Origin of the sequence: Candidatus Kirkpatrickella diaphorinae, assembly GCF_025736875.1 — a bacterium.
GTDB lineage: Bacteria > Pseudomonadota > Alphaproteobacteria > Acetobacterales > Acetobacteraceae > Sorlinia > Sorlinia diaphorinae.
In genome coordinates this window covers 502369-518389 of sequence record NZ_CP107052.1, presented here as the reverse complement: position 1 = coordinate 518389, position 16021 = coordinate 502369, and the positions used below count along the sequence as shown (strand labels likewise).

Below are 16021 nucleotides of genomic sequence, written 5' to 3'. Positions count from 1 at the left end.
ATCGGGTGGAGATCGCTTCCCTGGGGCGAGAGGGGGACGGTATTGCCCGGATTGGTGCGCGCCCCTATTATTTTCCGTATCTCGTTCCCGGAGATGTTCTCGACCTTCAGACGGATGAGGCGGGCCATTATCTGGAACATCATCTCGTGTCCCCCGCATCACACGCCATCGCCCCGCCCTGCACCATTTTTACGCAATGTGGTGGATGCGCGACGCAGCGTCTTTCCTTCTCCGACCAGTTGAGCTGGAAGCGCGCCCGCGTGCAGGCGGCGCTGGAACGTGCGGGCCTTGACGTCCCCCCACCCACCGCTATGCACCAGTCTGCGCCCCTATCCCGTCGCCGTGTTGATCTCGCCGTGGTCAAAAGTGAGGCGGGTGTGGTGATCGGCCTCCATCAGCGTAAAAGCGCGCCGGTCGATATGACGTCATGCCAGCTTCTCGACCCCCGGATTTTCGCGTTGCTGGCACCGTTGCGTGATTTGATGCGCCGTCTGGGTGCGATCTCGCGTGAGGCGGATCTCCATATTAATCTCTTCGATTCCGGTGCGGATATCGTCATTGGCGCGAATGCCGCGCCCTCCCTGTCGGATCGCGGCAAAATCGCAGCGTTTGCCGCCGCGCATCACATTCCGCGTATCTGCTGGAGACAAGGTAAATCTTACGACAACAAGCCGGAAGTCATCGCGCAATTGCGCCCCGTCACGCATGATTTTTCAGGCACGACAATGTCCCCGCCGCCCGGCTCTTTCATGCAGCCGACCGCCTCCGGCGAAGCTGCCATCATCGCCTCTGTCTGTGAGGCGCTTCCGAAACTTAACAAGCGCGACCGGATTGCCGAGCTTTACAGCGGCATGGGCACATTGACCCTGCCCCTCAGCGCATATGGTTTTGTCGAAGCGTATGAGGGGGCAGCGTCTTCCGTCGCGGCATTGGATGCTGTCCGGACGGGAAAGCGTCTCTCATGCTCTGTCAGGGATCTGGCCCGCCAGCCTTTGCAACAGAAAGAACTTGAGAAGTCCCGCCTCGTCGTCATGGATCCGCCGCGCATGGGTGCTGGCACGCAGGCGGCGCAGGTTGCCGAAGCGGGCGTCAGAGACGTTATTTACGTCAGTTGCAACCCACAGGCCCTGGTGAATGATCTCGCACCATTCGTGCGGCAGGGCTATGCTTTACTGAGCTGGTCCGTCATTGACCAGTTCCTCTGGTCCGCGGAGGTTGAAGCGGTTTTGGCGTTGACCTTGGATCGTAAAAGGCTGGCGAAGCGCCGCGCTTAGGTGAAAAAGCTTTCTCCACAGCCGCAACGCCCTTTTTCATTCGGGTTGGAGAAGGTGAAACCGGACTGCATCATACCGGCCTCGAAATCCATTACCGTCCCGATCAGAAAAAGTGTGGCCTTGCGATCGACGAACAGACGAACATCATCCTTCACCACCGATTCATCACCCGGATTCGGCGCGTCGACAAAATCCATCTCGTAAGATTTGCCGGAACAGCCACGGTTTGAAACAGAGATGCGCAGCGTCTTCCCCTTCTGTGCCCCTGCATAAAGCGTCCGCAAACGGGATATGGCGTTTTCCGTCATCTCCATCAATGGCGGCAGGGAGGGACGTTGGGGGGTGGCGGGGTGGTTATCCTGCATGACAGACCTCTTGTCAGACTCTCAAAACATATTTAACGCAAGACGGGCTTCATCGCTCATGCGGCTCATATCCCAAGGCGGGGTCCAGACGATCTCAACCTTCGCCGCCGTGACACCCGGCACGGATTCGACCGCTTGCTTGACCTGTAAAGGAAGCTCCTGCGCACTCGGACAATTGGGTGCTGTCAGCGTCATTTCAATATTGACGCGCCCATCCTCGTAAATATCGACTGCGTAAATCAGGCCCAATTCATAAATATTGACCGGTATTTCCGGGTCATAAACCGAGGCGATCGCACCAATGATCTGATCTTCGTTCAGTTGAGAAGAAGCGGCCTCCTCGGGCGCGTTGGGCGCCTGAGTCAAGACATGACGTGGGGTGGCACTCATATCAAAGTCCTTCCCCGAAAACGAACTGCGCTTTTTCAATCCCCGCCATCAGGGCTTCAATATCCTGCTGGGTGGAGTAAGCCGCCAGGCTCGCCCGCGCCGTCGCCGTCACGCCGAGTCGCCGCATAAGTGGCTCCGCGCAATGCTGCCCGGCGCGGATCGCAATCCCCTGCTGATCCAGCAAAACGGCGAGATCATGCGGGTGGATATTGCCGAGCGTGAAGGATACGACGCCACCACGCTGCGCCGGTGCGCCAATGATGCGCGCCGCTTTGACAGTGCCCAACGCCGCAAGCAGCGTTTTGGTCAGGGACTGTTCCTCCGCCCGAAGCTGCGCGCGATCATATTTTCCGAGGAAATCGATCGCTGCGCCGAGCCCGATCACCTCAATGATGGGCGGTGTCCCGGCCTCAAATTTATGCGGGATGGGTGCCCAGCTTGAGGACTCGAAGGTCACGCTTTCAATCATCTCGCCCCCGCCCATAAAAGGCGGCATTGCTTCAAGCAGGGCCGTGCGTCCCCAGAGGACGCCAATACCGGTCGGGCCATAAAGCTTGTGACCGGTGAAAACGAAGAAATCCGCGTCGAGCTTTTCAAGGTCGACAGCCTCATGCACGACGGATTGCGACCCATCGACAAGCAGTTTCGCGCCATATTGATGCGCAAGCGCAGCGATGCGGGAAATGGGTGTGAGCGTTCCCAGCACGTTGGACATATGCGTGACAGCAGCCAGCGCGACCTTCCCGTCCGAGAGAAGCGCTTCCATCGCGTCGAGATCGAGATCCCCCTCCGGCGTGATCGGTGCGACACGCAGGGAGATTCCGCAGCGATCCCGAAGAAGCTGCCACGGAATGATGTTGGAATGATGCTCCAGCTCCGTGATCAACACGGCCTGACCAGGTTTGAGGAGGCTCCCGAAGCTGTAAGCGACGAGATTGATCGCCTCCGTGCTGTTGCGCGTAAAGATGATTTCTTCCCGACACGGCGCGTTAAGAAAGCGCGCGACTTTCGTGCGCACGGCTTCATAGGCCTCAGTCGTGTGCTCACTCATATAATGCAGGCCGCGATGGATATTGGCGTATTGGTGACGCATCACCTCAGCCATCGCTTCAATAACAACTTCCGGCTTTTGCGCGGATGCGGCGCTATCGAGATAAGTGAAAGGCCGCCCGTGCACTTTCTCCCTCAAAATCGGGAAATGACGGCGGAAATCGTCATTTAACAGGGTGGGGGAAACGACATCACTCATGAAACATGTCTCAAATTGGCGGATGCGGCGACACGTTGATGCAAAAATGGCAGCAGGGCCTCACAAGGTGCCAGCGCGATTACCTCCATTAAAAAAGCCTCAATCAACATTTCCCGAGCGCGCGTCTCATCAATACCGCGCGTGCGCAGGTAAAAAAGCTGCTCACCATCAATAGCGCCGACCGTTGCCCCGTGGGAGCATTTAACGTCATCCGCGTAGATTTCAAGCTCCGGCTTACTGTTGATCTCCGCCTCCGGCGATAGAAGCAGCGCCTGATTCATCTGGAAACCATCCGTCTTCTGCGCGTGCGGCGCAACGACGACTTTCCCCTGGAAAACCCCTTTGCCACGCCCGTAAATCACATTCGCGACAGTCTGGCGCGACTGGCAATGCGCCGCCGAGTGATTGATGACGGAAGTGATGTCACCCGTCTGGCCCGTCCCGATCAGTTGGGCCCCGTTTATATGCACGGCCGCACCCTCTTCAATGAGGTGGGCGTAAATTTCCTGCCGGGAAAGCGCCCCGCCGAGGACCAATGTGAAGCTATTATAGACGCCACCTGCTGCGACACGCGCCTCAATCACGGAAAGAGACTCAGCCGCACGGCTATCTTCGATGATGCGGATATGCGCAAGGGTCGCGTCCGGTCCCACATCGAAGTCATAGACGGGATTGGCCAGATAGGGGCCGTCACCTTTCTCAAAATCGAGAAGGACGAGGCGCGCACCGCGCTTCAGATGAATGCGATGATGCAAATGGGTTGAAGACAGGGTCTCATGCTGATTCAGCGTGGCGAGGCTGACAATGCCTTCATCAACCCCCTCCCCGATTTCAAGGGTGAGACCCGGTTGGCGGAGGGCACGATTCAGCACCGTCAGGGGCGAAATTGCGGTGTCGGATGATTTGCGATCAATCCCTCCTGCGTCAGCGCCCGCATCACCTTCCGACGCAACGCCATTGACGAAAGTGACGCGGCGGCCCGGCAGGTCAGGGAGCGTGCCGAGAAGTGCGGAGAGGGTCGCGGCATCCGGTTGGGATGGCGCGGCAAAAACCTGCTCCGAAAGGGAGCGTGGATTCGTGTAACGCCAGGCCTCCAGGCGTCGATGGGGCAGGCCGGTTTCCCGCAATAAACGCGCCCCCGCGCCGGACCCGGCGCGATCAAGAAAGCCGGCGAGACCGGGCGACATGCGTGGCGTCGCCGTCATGCCGCACCTTCCAGATAACGCGTATAGCCTTTTGCTTCGAGCTCAACCGCCACGGACGCATCACCACTATGCAGGATGCGCCCCTTGGCCATGACATGGACGCGGTCCGGCTTGATGTAATCGAGCAGGCGCTGGTGATGCGTGATGATCAGCGCGGAAAAATCTGGGCCGCGCAGGCTGTTGACGCCTTCCGCGACGATGCGCAATGCGTCGATGTCCAGCCCGCTATCCGTCTCATCAAGGATGGCGAATGACGGGCGCAGCATCCGCATCTGAAGCACCTCATTGCGCTTCTTTTCCCCGCCTGAGAAACCCTCATTGACGTTCCGCTTCAGCATCTCATCGGACATGTGCAGATGCTTCGTCTCAGCGCGCACCGCTTTCAGGAAGGCGACCGCGTCCAGCTCCGCCTCACCGCGCGCGCGCCGCACCGCATTGACGGCGATCCGCAGGAAATTGGCATTATTGACACCCGGCAGCTCAACCGGTGCCTGGAAAGCGAGGAAAACACCCAAAGCGGCGCGTTCCTCCGGTGTCAAGGCAAGCAGATCCTGCCCTTTAAACAGGGCGGAACCGCCCGTCACGGTGTAATCCTCCCGCCCGGCCAGAATATAAGAGAGGGTCGATTTGCCCGAGCCATTCGGCCCCATAATCGCGTGCACCTCACCCTTTGGCACAGAGAGGGTCAGACCATTCAGGATTTTTTTTGGAGGTTCCGACATCGCGACCTCGGCATGCAGGTCGGTAATTTTGAGAAAATCATTCATGCGCTTTATCCTATCCGACACTGCCTTCGAGACTGACCTGCAAGAGCTTCTGCGCTTCCACGGCGAACTCCATGGGCAATTCCTTCAGGACATCGCGGCAGAAACCATTGACGATCAAACCCACCGCGTCTTCCTCCGATATGCCGCGGGACCGGCAATAAAAAAGCTGGTCCTCAGAGATTTTGGACGTCGTTGCCTCATGCTCCACCCGCGCGGTGAAATTCCGATTTTCAATATAGGGAATTGTGTGCGCACCGCATTGATCACCGATCAAGAGACTGTCGCATTGTGAAAAATTACGTGCATTCCGTGCGCGCGGCGTCATCCGCACAAGGCCGCGATAAGTGCTGTCTGAATGCCCCGCGGAGATCGTCTTGGCGATAATGGTGGAGCGCGTATTCGGCGCGAGATGGATCATCTTGGTGCCTGTATCCGCCTGTTGATGATTATTCGTGACAGCCACGGAGTAAAATTCACCAACCGACCCTTCCCCCGCCAGGATGCAGGATGGGTATTTCCAGGTGATGGCAGAGCCTGTCTCAACCTGCGTCCATGAGATCTTGGCGTTACGGCCACGACAGGCACCGCGTTTCGTGACGAAATTATAGATGCCGCCGCGACCTTCCGCATCACCAGGATACCAGTTCTGCACGGTCGAATATTTGATGGAGGCGTCATCCAGGGCAACAAGCTCCACAACCGCGGCATGGAGTTGATTCTCATCACGCATGGGCGCGGTGCAGCCTTCGAGGTAGGAGACGGAGGCCCCATCCTCACAGATGATCAGTGTCCGCTCAAACTGTCCGGTGTTGCGCGCATTGATCCGGAAATAGGTTGAAAGCTCCATCGGGCATTTGACGCCCTTTGGCACGAAGACGAAAGATCCATCCGTAAAAACCGCCGAATTCAGCGCGGCGTAAAAATTGTCACTGACGGGCACGACACTGCCGAGATATTTTTTGACGAGGTCGCTATGCTCCCGGATCGCCTCGGAAATCGGGCAGAAAATCACACCCGCCGCACGCAGCGTCTCGCGAAATGTCGTGACAACCGAAACACTGTCAAAAACCGCATCCACCGCGATGGGCGGACGTTGGCCATCCGCAGGCGCATCAGCACCCTCGACACCGGCCAGAATAGCCTGCTCATGCAAGGGGATGCCAAGTTTGGCATAGGTTTTGAGGAGTTCCGGGTCGACTTCTTCCAGGGATTTCGGGCCGGGCTTCTTTTTTGGCTGCGCGAAATAATGGGCGTCCTGAAAATCAATCGGCGGGAATTTCGGCTTCTGCCATTGCGGCGGGGCCATGGATGTCCATGCCTTATAGGCCTGAAGACGCCATTCAAGCATCCATTGCGGCTCATCTTTCCGGGCGGAAATATAACGTATGATATCTTCATCAAGGCCCTTTGGGGCCATTTCCATATCGATATCGGTCTCGAACCCCCATTTATATCCGGATTGAGCGAGGGATTCGATGGTGTCGCGAGTCTCGGTCGACGCGCTCATGAAGAGGCTCCATGACGATAGCGGGGACTCGTATCAATGATGGCAGCCAAAGGCGTTGGCTTTGCCTGCGGGCGTGACGGCATCATATCCGCCAGCGTGATGGCCTCCAGCGCGCGATAAACGGCGTCATTCACCATATCCCAATGGCCGGAGAGTGAGCAGAGAGGCCCTGCATCGCAATAGCGGCCATTGACGCAGGCCGTGACCTCGATCGGCCCATCCACTGACGTGATGACGGATGCGACTGAAATCTGATCAAGCGGGCGACCCAGGCGATAACCGCCGCGCGCCCCCCGGAACGATGTGACAAGCCCATCTCCGGCCAGGCCCTTGAGCAACTTGGCAACGGTCGGCTCAGGCACGCCCGTGGATTGCGCAAGGGAGGACGCCGTCGCGAGCGTGTCCAGCTGGCCAAGCTGCACCAGCAGCACCGTCGCGTAATCAGCTAATTTGGAGAGTCGCAACATCGCTCACCTCAGACATTCGGAAAAATTCATTCAAGACCAGGTAAGTCCTCTTTGCCCCTGAGATGGACCTGGTCCCGTTTACAGTCAAGGGTTTTTTAGATTTTTTTATCGCGTTTTCAATGCATCGCCATGCGGAAGAAGCGGGATGCGGCTTCCAGCATAGCGCCGATGATGAACCCCACCAGCGTTCCATTGACGCGGATATATTGCAGGTCTTTCCCGATCCGCTCCTGAAGGCGGTTTGTCAGGCTCTGGCTGTCCCATTTCGACATGACGCTGGCGATATATTGCGCGAGCTGGGCACGGACCGCGGGTAAAACGCGCAGAATAATGGCGCGGATCGTCGCGTCGACTTTCTGCGCCATGGCTGGGTCGGACTGCAGATGGTGGGACGTGCTGAGCAGGATCGAATCGATGAACTGCGCCGTCACACCATCATCCGCCGCGCTGTCATCCTCAATCCGGCTGCGGAGGCGGTGCCAGATCTGCCCGCTCCAGGACAGGACACTGTCATGACGGATGAGACGCAGCAGGCTTTCCTCCAGATGGGCGCGGCGCGGCGCGTCATTTTCAAGCAGGTCAATTTCCCGCCGCAGCCATTCCGAAATATTCTCCCGCATATGGGGGTCGGCCGGGTCGAGTCCTTCAAGCTCATTATAGAGAGACGTGATCACTTTCTGCGCGACGGAAGGGCCGATCATCCAGCCCACGACTTTGCCCCCCTGCTCCGTCACGCGCTGCTGGATGAAACGACGCAGGTGATCCTCCTTCTCCTGGATCGCGTTTTTAAGACGCAGAAGGAGAAAGGAAACCACCTCCTGATGCAGATCATCCCGCACCAGACTGCGCAGAATGCGGATCAGAAGCGGCCCGGTCGCCTTACCCGCCACAAGCATCTCGAAACCGCGCCGGATGGCGGAAGCCGCCGTGCCATCCTCTACCCGGTCCAGCAGGCCCGGCAGGGCGCCCCGTATGGCGGCGGAGCAATTTGCGCGGAAGGCATCATGGCCCAACCAGCCCGCCAACCGGCCCGGTAATTGCGCGGATTCGAGCGCGCGGGCGACTTCAGCCTCATCAAAGAACTGAGATGCGACAAATCGTCCGGTCGCCTCCGCCAGGCGCGCCTGCTGGCGGACGAGAATCGCCGTATGGGGAATTGGCAGTCCGAGCGGATGGCGAAAAAGCGCCGTCACCGCGAACCAATCGGCAATTCCCCCCACGAAACCGGCGCGGGCACCCGCCCCGATCAGCCCGACAAGCCATCCCTCTTTGACGAGATGCATCATGGGCAGGACGGTGGATGCCACGCCGACGCCACCCATTGCGACGAGCATTCCTGTCGCCACGCGCCGCATCTTCCGGTAGGCGTCCGCGGCTTTTTGATCTGACTGGATAAATATCGGCATCACCCTGCAACGTCTGAAGGCCCGATCGGATAAAACCCGCCTGCCTGATTTTTTATGTGGCGGACGGCACGCCCCTGACCTGTCACATGCATGCACCGTCATGACCGCGATATGCGTTACATCTGCGTCACTGTCGCCCGCAAGTCGCCCTGATAACCTAAAATTCTTCCGGTCGCCTTATGAAACATCATTGCGCACGACCGGACGCTTGTAGAGAATGCACCCCGTAAACCTCCTTTGCATATTGAGACGATCTTGCCGACAGAACGCCATAACGCCCCGATGACCGAACGTCCTTTTCCTGCGGAAACGACCATGACTGAGCGGACGTCGCGATCAAAGCTGTCAGAGTCGAAATTATTGGCGGCTTTGGCAGGTGACTCGATATTGGCTGAAAAGGGGCATGGCCAGGTCAGCGCCATGACGCAGCATATCAGCGCCGGGCTTGCCAGGGAGGAACTCAGCGTTGACGATCTGGAAGAAACGGTGCGGCATTTGCGGGACGCGGCGCTGCATCAGCGCGCGGCCCATCTCCGATATTATGTCGGGCTTGATGCAGAAGCGCCCCTGAATATTCGCATGATTGCAGCAGCCCGCCAGCTTGTCGCGCAATGTGCGCGGATCGAGGAACTGCATGACCGCCTGGCCCGACCGGCTTTTTCAGCTGTTTTCACGGCGCATCCGACTTTCGCCCTGAGCGACGCTGTTTATGAGCAACTTGCTCATCTTGCGACCGACCCCATACTTGAAGTCCCAAAATTGGCGTCGCATCGTCGGTTGGAGGCGCCAACACTCTGGCATGAGCAGGACCTCGCCCTTGCCGCCATTTTGCGCGGGCGGGATGCAATTGACGCGCTCAATCGCGCACTCCTTGAAGCCTGCCGGGAAAAATGGCCTGACGCGACCGTACTGCCAAGTCCTGTTGTTCTGGCGAGTTGGGTGGGGTTCGATACGGATGGGCGGAGCGATATTCATTGGTGGGACACGATTGCGATCCGCCTTGCGCTCAAGGAAACGCAATTGCGGCGTCTCACGGCGCAGCTTTCAGAATATCTGCCTTCGGACAGCCCTCTCCTCGCCCGGTTGCGTGTAGCGATTGATGCTGTCTTCGCGCAGCGCAGCGCGAGCCCACAGCTTGGCCGCAATGCCGCCAAAGATGTCGCTGCCTTCGCGGCGGTATTGGTCGGGCGGCGTGAAGAAGCTCTGGTGGATGCACATGCACTGACAGATCTTTATCAGGCGGCCAGAGAGACGTGCGACGCGGCCGCCCGCCATGAGATCGACATTGCCTGGAGCGGCTTTACGGCCCATGGGCTAAGCGCGGCGCATATCCATACCCGGTTGAACGCGACACAGATTTATAATGTTGTCCGACACCGTCTGAGCATTGAAGACGATCCCGCGATCCCTTCCCGTCGACGCAAAGTGATCGGTCAGATCAATGAAGCGCTCAATGAGAAGGCACCGCCCGTCCCAGTTGATTTCGGCTCTCTGTTGATGGAGCAGATTTCCGCGGCGCGTCTGATGATGACGATGGCGCAGATCCTCAAACATATCGACCAGACGACGCCCATCCGGTTTCTGATTGCCGAGACGGAGAGCGGCTTTACGCTGCTGGCGACATTGTGGCTGTCCCGACATTTCGGCATTCGGGATGATCAGATCCAGATCTCCCCGCTTTTTGAAACGCAATCGGCGTTGGAGCACGGCGATACAATTCTGGAAGAATGCTTCCGCTCCCCCCATTGGCGGGACTATCTGCGCAATAATGGCCGGTTATGCCTGCAATTCGGTTATTCGGATTCAGGGCGTTATATCGGGCAATTGGCGGCAACCAATCTGGTTGAACGCCTGCGTCTCAAAACGCTTGAACTCATGCGCCGCCATGAGCTGACCAATATTGAGCTCGTGCTGTTTGACACGCATGGGGAGAGTATCGGGCGCGGTTCACATCCTTTCAGCCTGCAGCAAAGGCTGGAATATTTCTCACCCGCTTACACGGCGCATCTCTTTAAGGAAGCCAATATTCGCGTGCGGGAGGAAGCCGCCTTTCAGGGAGCGGATGGTTACACGCTGTTCGGCACGCCGGAACTCGCGACATCCACCGTCGTGACCATTGCAGAGCATCTCTCGCGCGAGACGCAGACGGCCTCTTCCGACCCGATTTACGCCAATCCGGAATTTTCCTTCGATTTCTTCTCAACCATTGCGCTGGATATGGCGACGTTGGTTGAGGATCCCGGTTATGCCGGGATGTTGGGGGCTTTCGGGCCGGCGCTGATTGATAAATCCGGCTCGCGCCCCTCAGCCCGGCAGGCGGATGGCGCCAACGTGACGCGTATCACCCATGTGAATCAATTGCGCGCGATCCCGAATAACGCGATTCTTGAACAGCTTGGCTGGTGGGCAAATGTGCTTCAGGGGCTGGGCTCCGCCGCCGCGCGGCACGCCGATAGTTTTGAGCGTCTTTCCCGCACCAGCCGCCGCTTTGATCTGGCATTGGATTTCGCGCGGCAGGCCCTGAGTCACTCGGATATCGGTGCCTTGCGCGCCGTCGTCGACCTGCTGGACCCCGGCACCTGGCTGGACCGCGCAGCGAATAGCGACAATGAATCACGCCGCAGCCAATATATGCGTCTGGCGAAGGGGCTGGAGGAACTCGGTTTCTGGCGGCATCTCCCACCCATGTATCGGCACGTCCAGGCGGACCATATCTCACTTAATTCCGTCTGGTCGCACGGGCTGTATATGGCGCGGGATGAGCGTATTCTGCACGCGATACGCCACGCCGTAATTGAGGAAATCTGGCTTCTGGCCACGCGCATCCCCTATTTCAGCCCGCGTAATAACATCTCCCGCGAGCGACTGTTACAATTGATCCTGCAGTTGGAGATCCCGCTCGCGCTCAAAAAGCTGGGGGAAATCTTCCCGCAATATCTTGGCGCGCCTTCTGACCTGAGTTTTCATGAGCCGCAGGGCGCACGGGATGATCAGGGCTTTATGAAGGAGCATGAGACGATCTTCCGCCCCATGGCGCGGCTGTTTGACCTGTTGAGAGAGATTAGCACGGCCGTCATGCATGCAAACGGCGCATTTGGCTGATTTCCCACGTATTTTCCGCCAGTTTGGCCCGTCGCAGGGTGTGGAAATATCACGATCCGGTGCGTAATTTTCTGGCGGGTCAACTTAAGTCGATCTGACTCGTTTTCCAGTACAGTGTTTTCATGTCTGGAGACGTTTTATGCACATTTTGTGGACGTTGATCGTCGGGTTTCTGGTGGGGCTTGTCGCCAAGCTGCTGATGCCCGGACGGGCGCCGAGTGGCTTCATCATCACCATCATCCTCGGTATCGCGGGTGCGTTTCTCGCTGAGTGGATCGGTCAGCAACTGAACTTCTATGCTGAAGGTCAACCGGCGGGCTTTATCGCCTCCGTCATCGGCGCGATGATTCTGCTCTTCTTCTATGGGCTTTTCACAAGAAACCGACCGCCGCCTGTTTAAAAAAAAACGCCTCCCAATTGGGAGGCGTCTTTCTTTTACGCTCTGACAGAAATCAGGCAGATTTCGCCATGATCTCATCCGCGACATTGCGCGGGACGGGATCATAATGGTGGAACTGCATGGTGAAGGAAGCGCGGCCCTTCGTGGCTGAACGCAGATGCGAGATATACCCGAACATCTCTTTCAGCGGCACCTGAGAGCGGATCATCACAGTTGAGCCCGCCGTCTCCTGACTCTGGATAATGCCACGGCGGCGATTAAGGTCGCCCACCACATCACCAACGTGATCATTCGGTGTCGTGATCTCGACATCCATAATGGGCTCAAGAATGACGGGGCCCGCCTTCTTCATTCCCTCACGGAAACATGCTTTTGCCGCGATTTCAAAGGCCAGGGCCGATGAGTCGACATCGTGATATTTGCCGTCCAGCAGGGTGAACTTGAAGTCCACCGTCGGGAAGCCCGCCAGAACACCCGTGGATGACTGGACACGAATGCCCTTCTCAACCGCCGGGATATATTCCTTCGGAACAGCGCCACCAACGACTTTGTTCTCAAACTGAATATCCGCATTCCGCTCAACCGGGGTGAATTCGATCTTCACCTCAGCATACTGACCCGACCCACCGGACTGTTTCTTGTGGGTATAGGTTTCAACATGCGTCTGTGTGATCGTCTCACGATAAGCGACCTGCGGCGCGCCAACATTGGCCTCAACGCCATATTCACGGCGCAGACGGTCAACGATAATGTCGAGATGCAGCTCACCCATGCCGGAAAGGATGGTCTGCCCTGTTTCCTGATCCGTCTTAAGCTGAAGGGAAGGATCCTCCGCCGCAAGCTTCTGTAGGGCGAGGGTCATTTTCTCAACCGCGTCCTTCGTCTTCGGCTCAACGGAAATATCAATGACCGGGACAGGGAATTGCATACGCTCAAGCACGACAGGGTCACTCGCATCCGCAAGTGTGTCACCCGTGACGGTGTCTTTCAGCCCCACGAAAGCCGCGATATCACCCGCGCCGACGGATTTGACCTCCTGGCGCTTATCCGCATGCATCTGGAACATCCGACCCACGCGCTCTTTATGGCCCTTGATCGTGTTGATCACGGTATCACCGGCATTGAGCACACCGCGATAAACGCGCACGAAGGTCAGCGTGCCATATTTGTCGGAGATGATTTTAAATGCGAGGCCCGCAAATTTACCATCCGGATCGACCGGGACGACCGGCAGGAAGTTCTCATCCACTTCCTCATCTTCCGGCGGCGCAATGCGGATACCTTCAACCTCATCCGGCGCCGGAAGGTAATCAATCACCGCGTCAAGAAGGGGCTGGACGCCCTTGTTTTTGAAGGCTGTGCCACAAAGGACCGGGCGGAACTCACCGGAAATCGCACCCTTCTTGATGCATTTCTTCAACGTTTCAACCGCGACGTCGCCTTTCTCGAAATATTCCTCCATCGCCTTCTCATCGACGCTCAGCGCCGTATCGAGCAGGTTCTGGCGGGCTTCCTCAGCTTTTTCCTTCAGCTCGGCCGGAATATCCTCGTAATGGAATTTCGCACCCAGCTCGCCGCCTTCCCAGATGATGGCGCGCATTTCAACGAGATCGACCACACCGACGAAATTCTCTTCCGCGCCGATCGGCAGCTGGAGCGGAATGGCGACGATATCGAGCTTTTCCTTCAATGTGTCGAAAGCGCGATAGAAATCCGCGCCCGTGCGATCAAGCTTATTGATGAAGATGATGCGCGGGACATTATAACGATCCGCGAGGCGCCAGTTCGTCTCGGATTGCGGCTGAACACCGGCCACACCCTCAATGATGAAGATCGCACCATCAAGAACGCGCAGTGAGCGATTGACCTCAATATTAAAGTCAATATGGCCAGGCGTGTCGATGATGTTGATGCGATGCGCATTCCACTCACAGGTCACAGCGGCTGAAGTGATGGTAATGCCGCGCTCACGCTCCTGCGCCATATAATCTGTGGTTGTGTTACCGTCATGGACTTCACCAATGCGGTGGGACATGCCGGTATAATAAAGGATACGCTCCGTCGTCGTCGTTTTGCCGGCATCAATATGCGCTGTGATGCCGATATTTCGGATTTTGGAGAGAGCCGATTTGGCTTCTGCGACGCTGCTGTCGGACACGGATAAACCTCCACAATGCACTTGAGGCGCTTCAGACCTTCTGAAACACCCCCGCCGAGGCCGTCACAATCCCCTCTTCAACAGAGGGGGTTTTGGATCGACCATGTCGCCACGCGTCAAGGAAACGGGTCAAAGACGGCTGACGATAAGGCTTTATAACTTCAGAATATCCCGGATGCAGACAGGCGTCATCCGGGAGGGGCCGACCGTCAGGCTGACTTTTCGGCCCGATTTTCCATCACGCGACGGATGCGGCGCTTGATGATCTGCGCTTCCGCGGGGAGCTTGCGATTCGGTGTCGAAAGCAGGAAGGCATCGAGCCCGCCATTATGCTCAACCGTGCGGATGCCCTGCGTGCTGAGGCGCAGACGCACGCCCGTCTGCAACGTGTCGGACAGAAGTGTGATCTCCTGCAGATTAGGCAGGAAGCGGCGGCGCGTTTTGTTATTGGCGTGGCTGACATTATTGCCAGTCAGCACGCCTTTGCCTGTAATTTGGCAGCGGCGAGACATAGCAGATTTCCTCGAAACAATTCTCGATCGCCGAGAGGTCTCCCCGGCACACGACATGGGTATTCAGGCGCGGCTTATGACGGAGAGGCTCGATTTCGTCAAGCTGAAAGCACAGATCCCGTGCATTTGGCACGCTTTTTAGCCGGAGTTGTGTTAAAAATCATCCGAGCAGCCATCCGGGCCAGGCCAGTTGCGACGTGACACGGCTTGCCCTTTATGCCCCGAAACGAGCCGCCGATAAAGCGCGGAAGGAATGTAGCAGAGAATGGAATGCGTTAAGGCACAGGGCACGGAGACGGCCCTTTTTTTGAACAAAATAAGCGTGTTACGCCCTTCCTCTCTCCGCACGGCACGGCAACCGCTCTTTTATCATGGCCATCTCGTCGGATGGGTCGCCGCCGATATCGCCACACATATCCCGCAGGAGGAAGACGACGCGGCCCTGCAGAAAGGCGTGCATATTGCCGGGCAATATCGCCTGACCGAAATTGGTGAGATCCTGTCTCAAAAGCAGTTATTCCGTTGTTTTAACGAGCTTTTTGACGTGTTCACGCCCGGTGGACATGTGCTTGGCCAGATTGATCGAGGCGCGCTGCCACTTCTCGGGATGGCCGCGCGCGGCGTGCATATGAATGGCATCGTCATGCGCGACAATCAGTGCTTTCTCTGGGTCGGGCATCGCGCGGCGGATAAACGCCTTGACCCAGGTAAGCTGGATCACCTTGCCGCAGGTGGCGTGCCCGCCGGGTTGTCCCCTTTTGATACAATGATCAAGGAAGCGGCCGAGGAGGCGGGCATCCCGGCGTCCTTGAGCCGACAGGCCCAACAGGTCGGCCTCCTGAATTACGTCCAGAACCGGCCTGAAGGTTTAAGGCGCGACACGCTTTATTGCTATGATTTGCTCCTGCCGGAAGATTTCACACCCCGCCCCGTGGATGGTGAAGTGACGCGGTTTGAACTGATGAAGCTTGAGACCGTTCTGGAGCTTGTTCGGGACACGGACAAATTCAAATTTAATGTCAATCTTGTGCTCATCGATTTCTTTATACGTCATGGCCTTTTCACCCCCCATGAAGCGCGAGAAATCGGCGCTGTCCTTTATCAGGACATCAGATTTGAGCCCTCCACCGCCTGAAGCGAGGCCGCGCGTCAGTTTCGAAAACAACCTCTGGCGCTCTGAAAAGACTCAGCGGCGTCACCTTGCTTTTGCTATAAAAGG

The 16021-nt window shown here is 57.5% G+C and carries 14 protein-coding genes; 4 read left to right on the top strand and 10 right to left on the bottom strand.

Annotation, left to right across the window (positions count from 1 at the left end; genetic code table 11):
• Positions 1-5 precede the first annotated feature (5 nt).
• The gene (locus N5W20_RS02335; protein WP_319807324.1) at positions 6-1274 is read left to right on the top strand and encodes a class I SAM-dependent RNA methyltransferase; all 1269 of its coding nucleotides are present in this window, start codon (positions 6-8) and stop codon (positions 1272-1274) included.
• Here the strand turns inward: N5W20_RS02335 and N5W20_RS02330 are convergent.
• The 8 genes from N5W20_RS02330 to N5W20_RS02295 all read right to left on the bottom strand — a co-directional run bounded on the left by N5W20_RS02330 (position 1271) and on the right by N5W20_RS02295 (position 8630).
• Positions 1271-1639 carry a HesB/IscA family protein gene (locus tag N5W20_RS02330; RefSeq protein ID WP_319807323.1) on the bottom strand — a complete coding sequence of 123 codons (369 nt, stop codon included), beginning with the start codon at positions 1637-1639 and terminating at the stop codon, positions 1271-1273. The two genes, N5W20_RS02335 and N5W20_RS02330, sit on opposite strands and share 4 nt — an antisense overlap.
• Before the next feature lie 21 nt (positions 1640-1660).
• Entirely contained in the window at positions 1661-2029 is a 369-nt protein-coding gene (locus N5W20_RS02325) for an SUF system Fe-S cluster assembly protein (RefSeq protein ID WP_319807322.1), read from the bottom strand.
• 1 nt (position 2030) lies between these two features.
• Positions 2031-3278 carry a cysteine desulfurase gene (locus N5W20_RS02320; protein WP_319807321.1) on the bottom strand — a complete coding sequence of 416 codons (1248 nt, stop codon included), beginning with the start codon at positions 3276-3278 and terminating at the stop codon, positions 2031-2033.
• Positions 3275-4483 carry a Fe-S cluster assembly protein SufD gene (gene sufD / locus N5W20_RS02315; RefSeq protein ID WP_319807320.1) on the bottom strand — a complete coding sequence of 403 codons (1209 nt, stop codon included), beginning with the start codon at positions 4481-4483 and terminating at the stop codon, positions 3275-3277. The genes N5W20_RS02320 and sufD overlap by 4 nt, the downstream gene beginning before the upstream one ends.
• Positions 4480-5250, bottom strand: coding sequence for a Fe-S cluster assembly ATPase SufC (gene sufC / locus N5W20_RS02310; RefSeq protein ID WP_319807319.1), 771 nt, complete (start codon positions 5248-5250; stop codon positions 4480-4482). The genes sufD and sufC overlap by 4 nt, the downstream gene beginning before the upstream one ends.
• A gap of 10 nt (positions 5251-5260) precedes the next feature.
• On the bottom strand, positions 5261-6757 hold the full coding sequence (gene sufB, locus N5W20_RS02305) for a Fe-S cluster assembly protein SufB (RefSeq protein WP_319807318.1): 1497 nt from the start codon (positions 6755-6757) through the stop codon (positions 5261-5263).
• Positions 6754-7224, bottom strand: coding sequence for an SUF system Fe-S cluster assembly regulator (locus N5W20_RS02300; RefSeq protein ID WP_319807317.1), 471 nt, complete (start codon positions 7222-7224; stop codon positions 6754-6756). Before N5W20_RS02300 ends, sufB begins: the two co-directional genes overlap by 4 nt.
• A gap of 116 nt (positions 7225-7340) precedes the next feature.
• Positions 7341-8630 carry a DUF445 domain-containing protein gene (locus N5W20_RS02295; RefSeq protein ID WP_319807316.1) on the bottom strand — a complete coding sequence of 430 codons (1290 nt, stop codon included), beginning with the start codon at positions 8628-8630 and terminating at the stop codon, positions 7341-7343.
• 315 nt (positions 8631-8945) lie between these two features.
• On the opposite strand from N5W20_RS02295, the gene N5W20_RS02290 reads away from it, so the two are divergent.
• Entirely contained in the window at positions 8946-11732 is a 2787-nt protein-coding gene (locus N5W20_RS02290; RefSeq protein ID WP_319807315.1) for a phosphoenolpyruvate carboxylase, read from the top strand.
• A 139-nt stretch (positions 11733-11871) separates the two neighbouring features.
• Positions 11872-12132 (top strand): GlsB/YeaQ/YmgE family stress response membrane protein, encoded by a 261-nt coding sequence (locus N5W20_RS02285; protein WP_319807314.1) that lies wholly within the window; start codon positions 11872-11874, stop codon positions 12130-12132.
• 52 nt (positions 12133-12184) lie between these two features.
• Here N5W20_RS02285 and fusA read toward each other — a convergent pair whose 3' ends face one another.
• Positions 12185-14290, bottom strand: coding sequence for an elongation factor G (fusA, locus tag N5W20_RS02280; RefSeq protein WP_319807313.1), 2106 nt, complete (start codon positions 14288-14290; stop codon positions 12185-12187).
• A gap of 209 nt (positions 14291-14499) precedes the next feature.
• Positions 14500-14802, bottom strand: a complete 303-nt coding sequence (gene rpmB, locus N5W20_RS02275; RefSeq protein WP_319807312.1) for a 50S ribosomal protein L28 — start codon at positions 14800-14802, stop codon at positions 14500-14502.
• Between the two features lie 322 nt (positions 14803-15124).
• On the opposite strand from rpmB, the gene N5W20_RS02270 reads away from it, so the two are divergent.
• Positions 15125-15937 (top strand): NUDIX hydrolase, encoded by an 813-nt coding sequence (locus tag N5W20_RS02270; protein ID WP_319807311.1) that lies wholly within the window; start codon positions 15125-15127, stop codon positions 15935-15937.
• Positions 15938-16021: the final 84 nt, after the last annotated feature.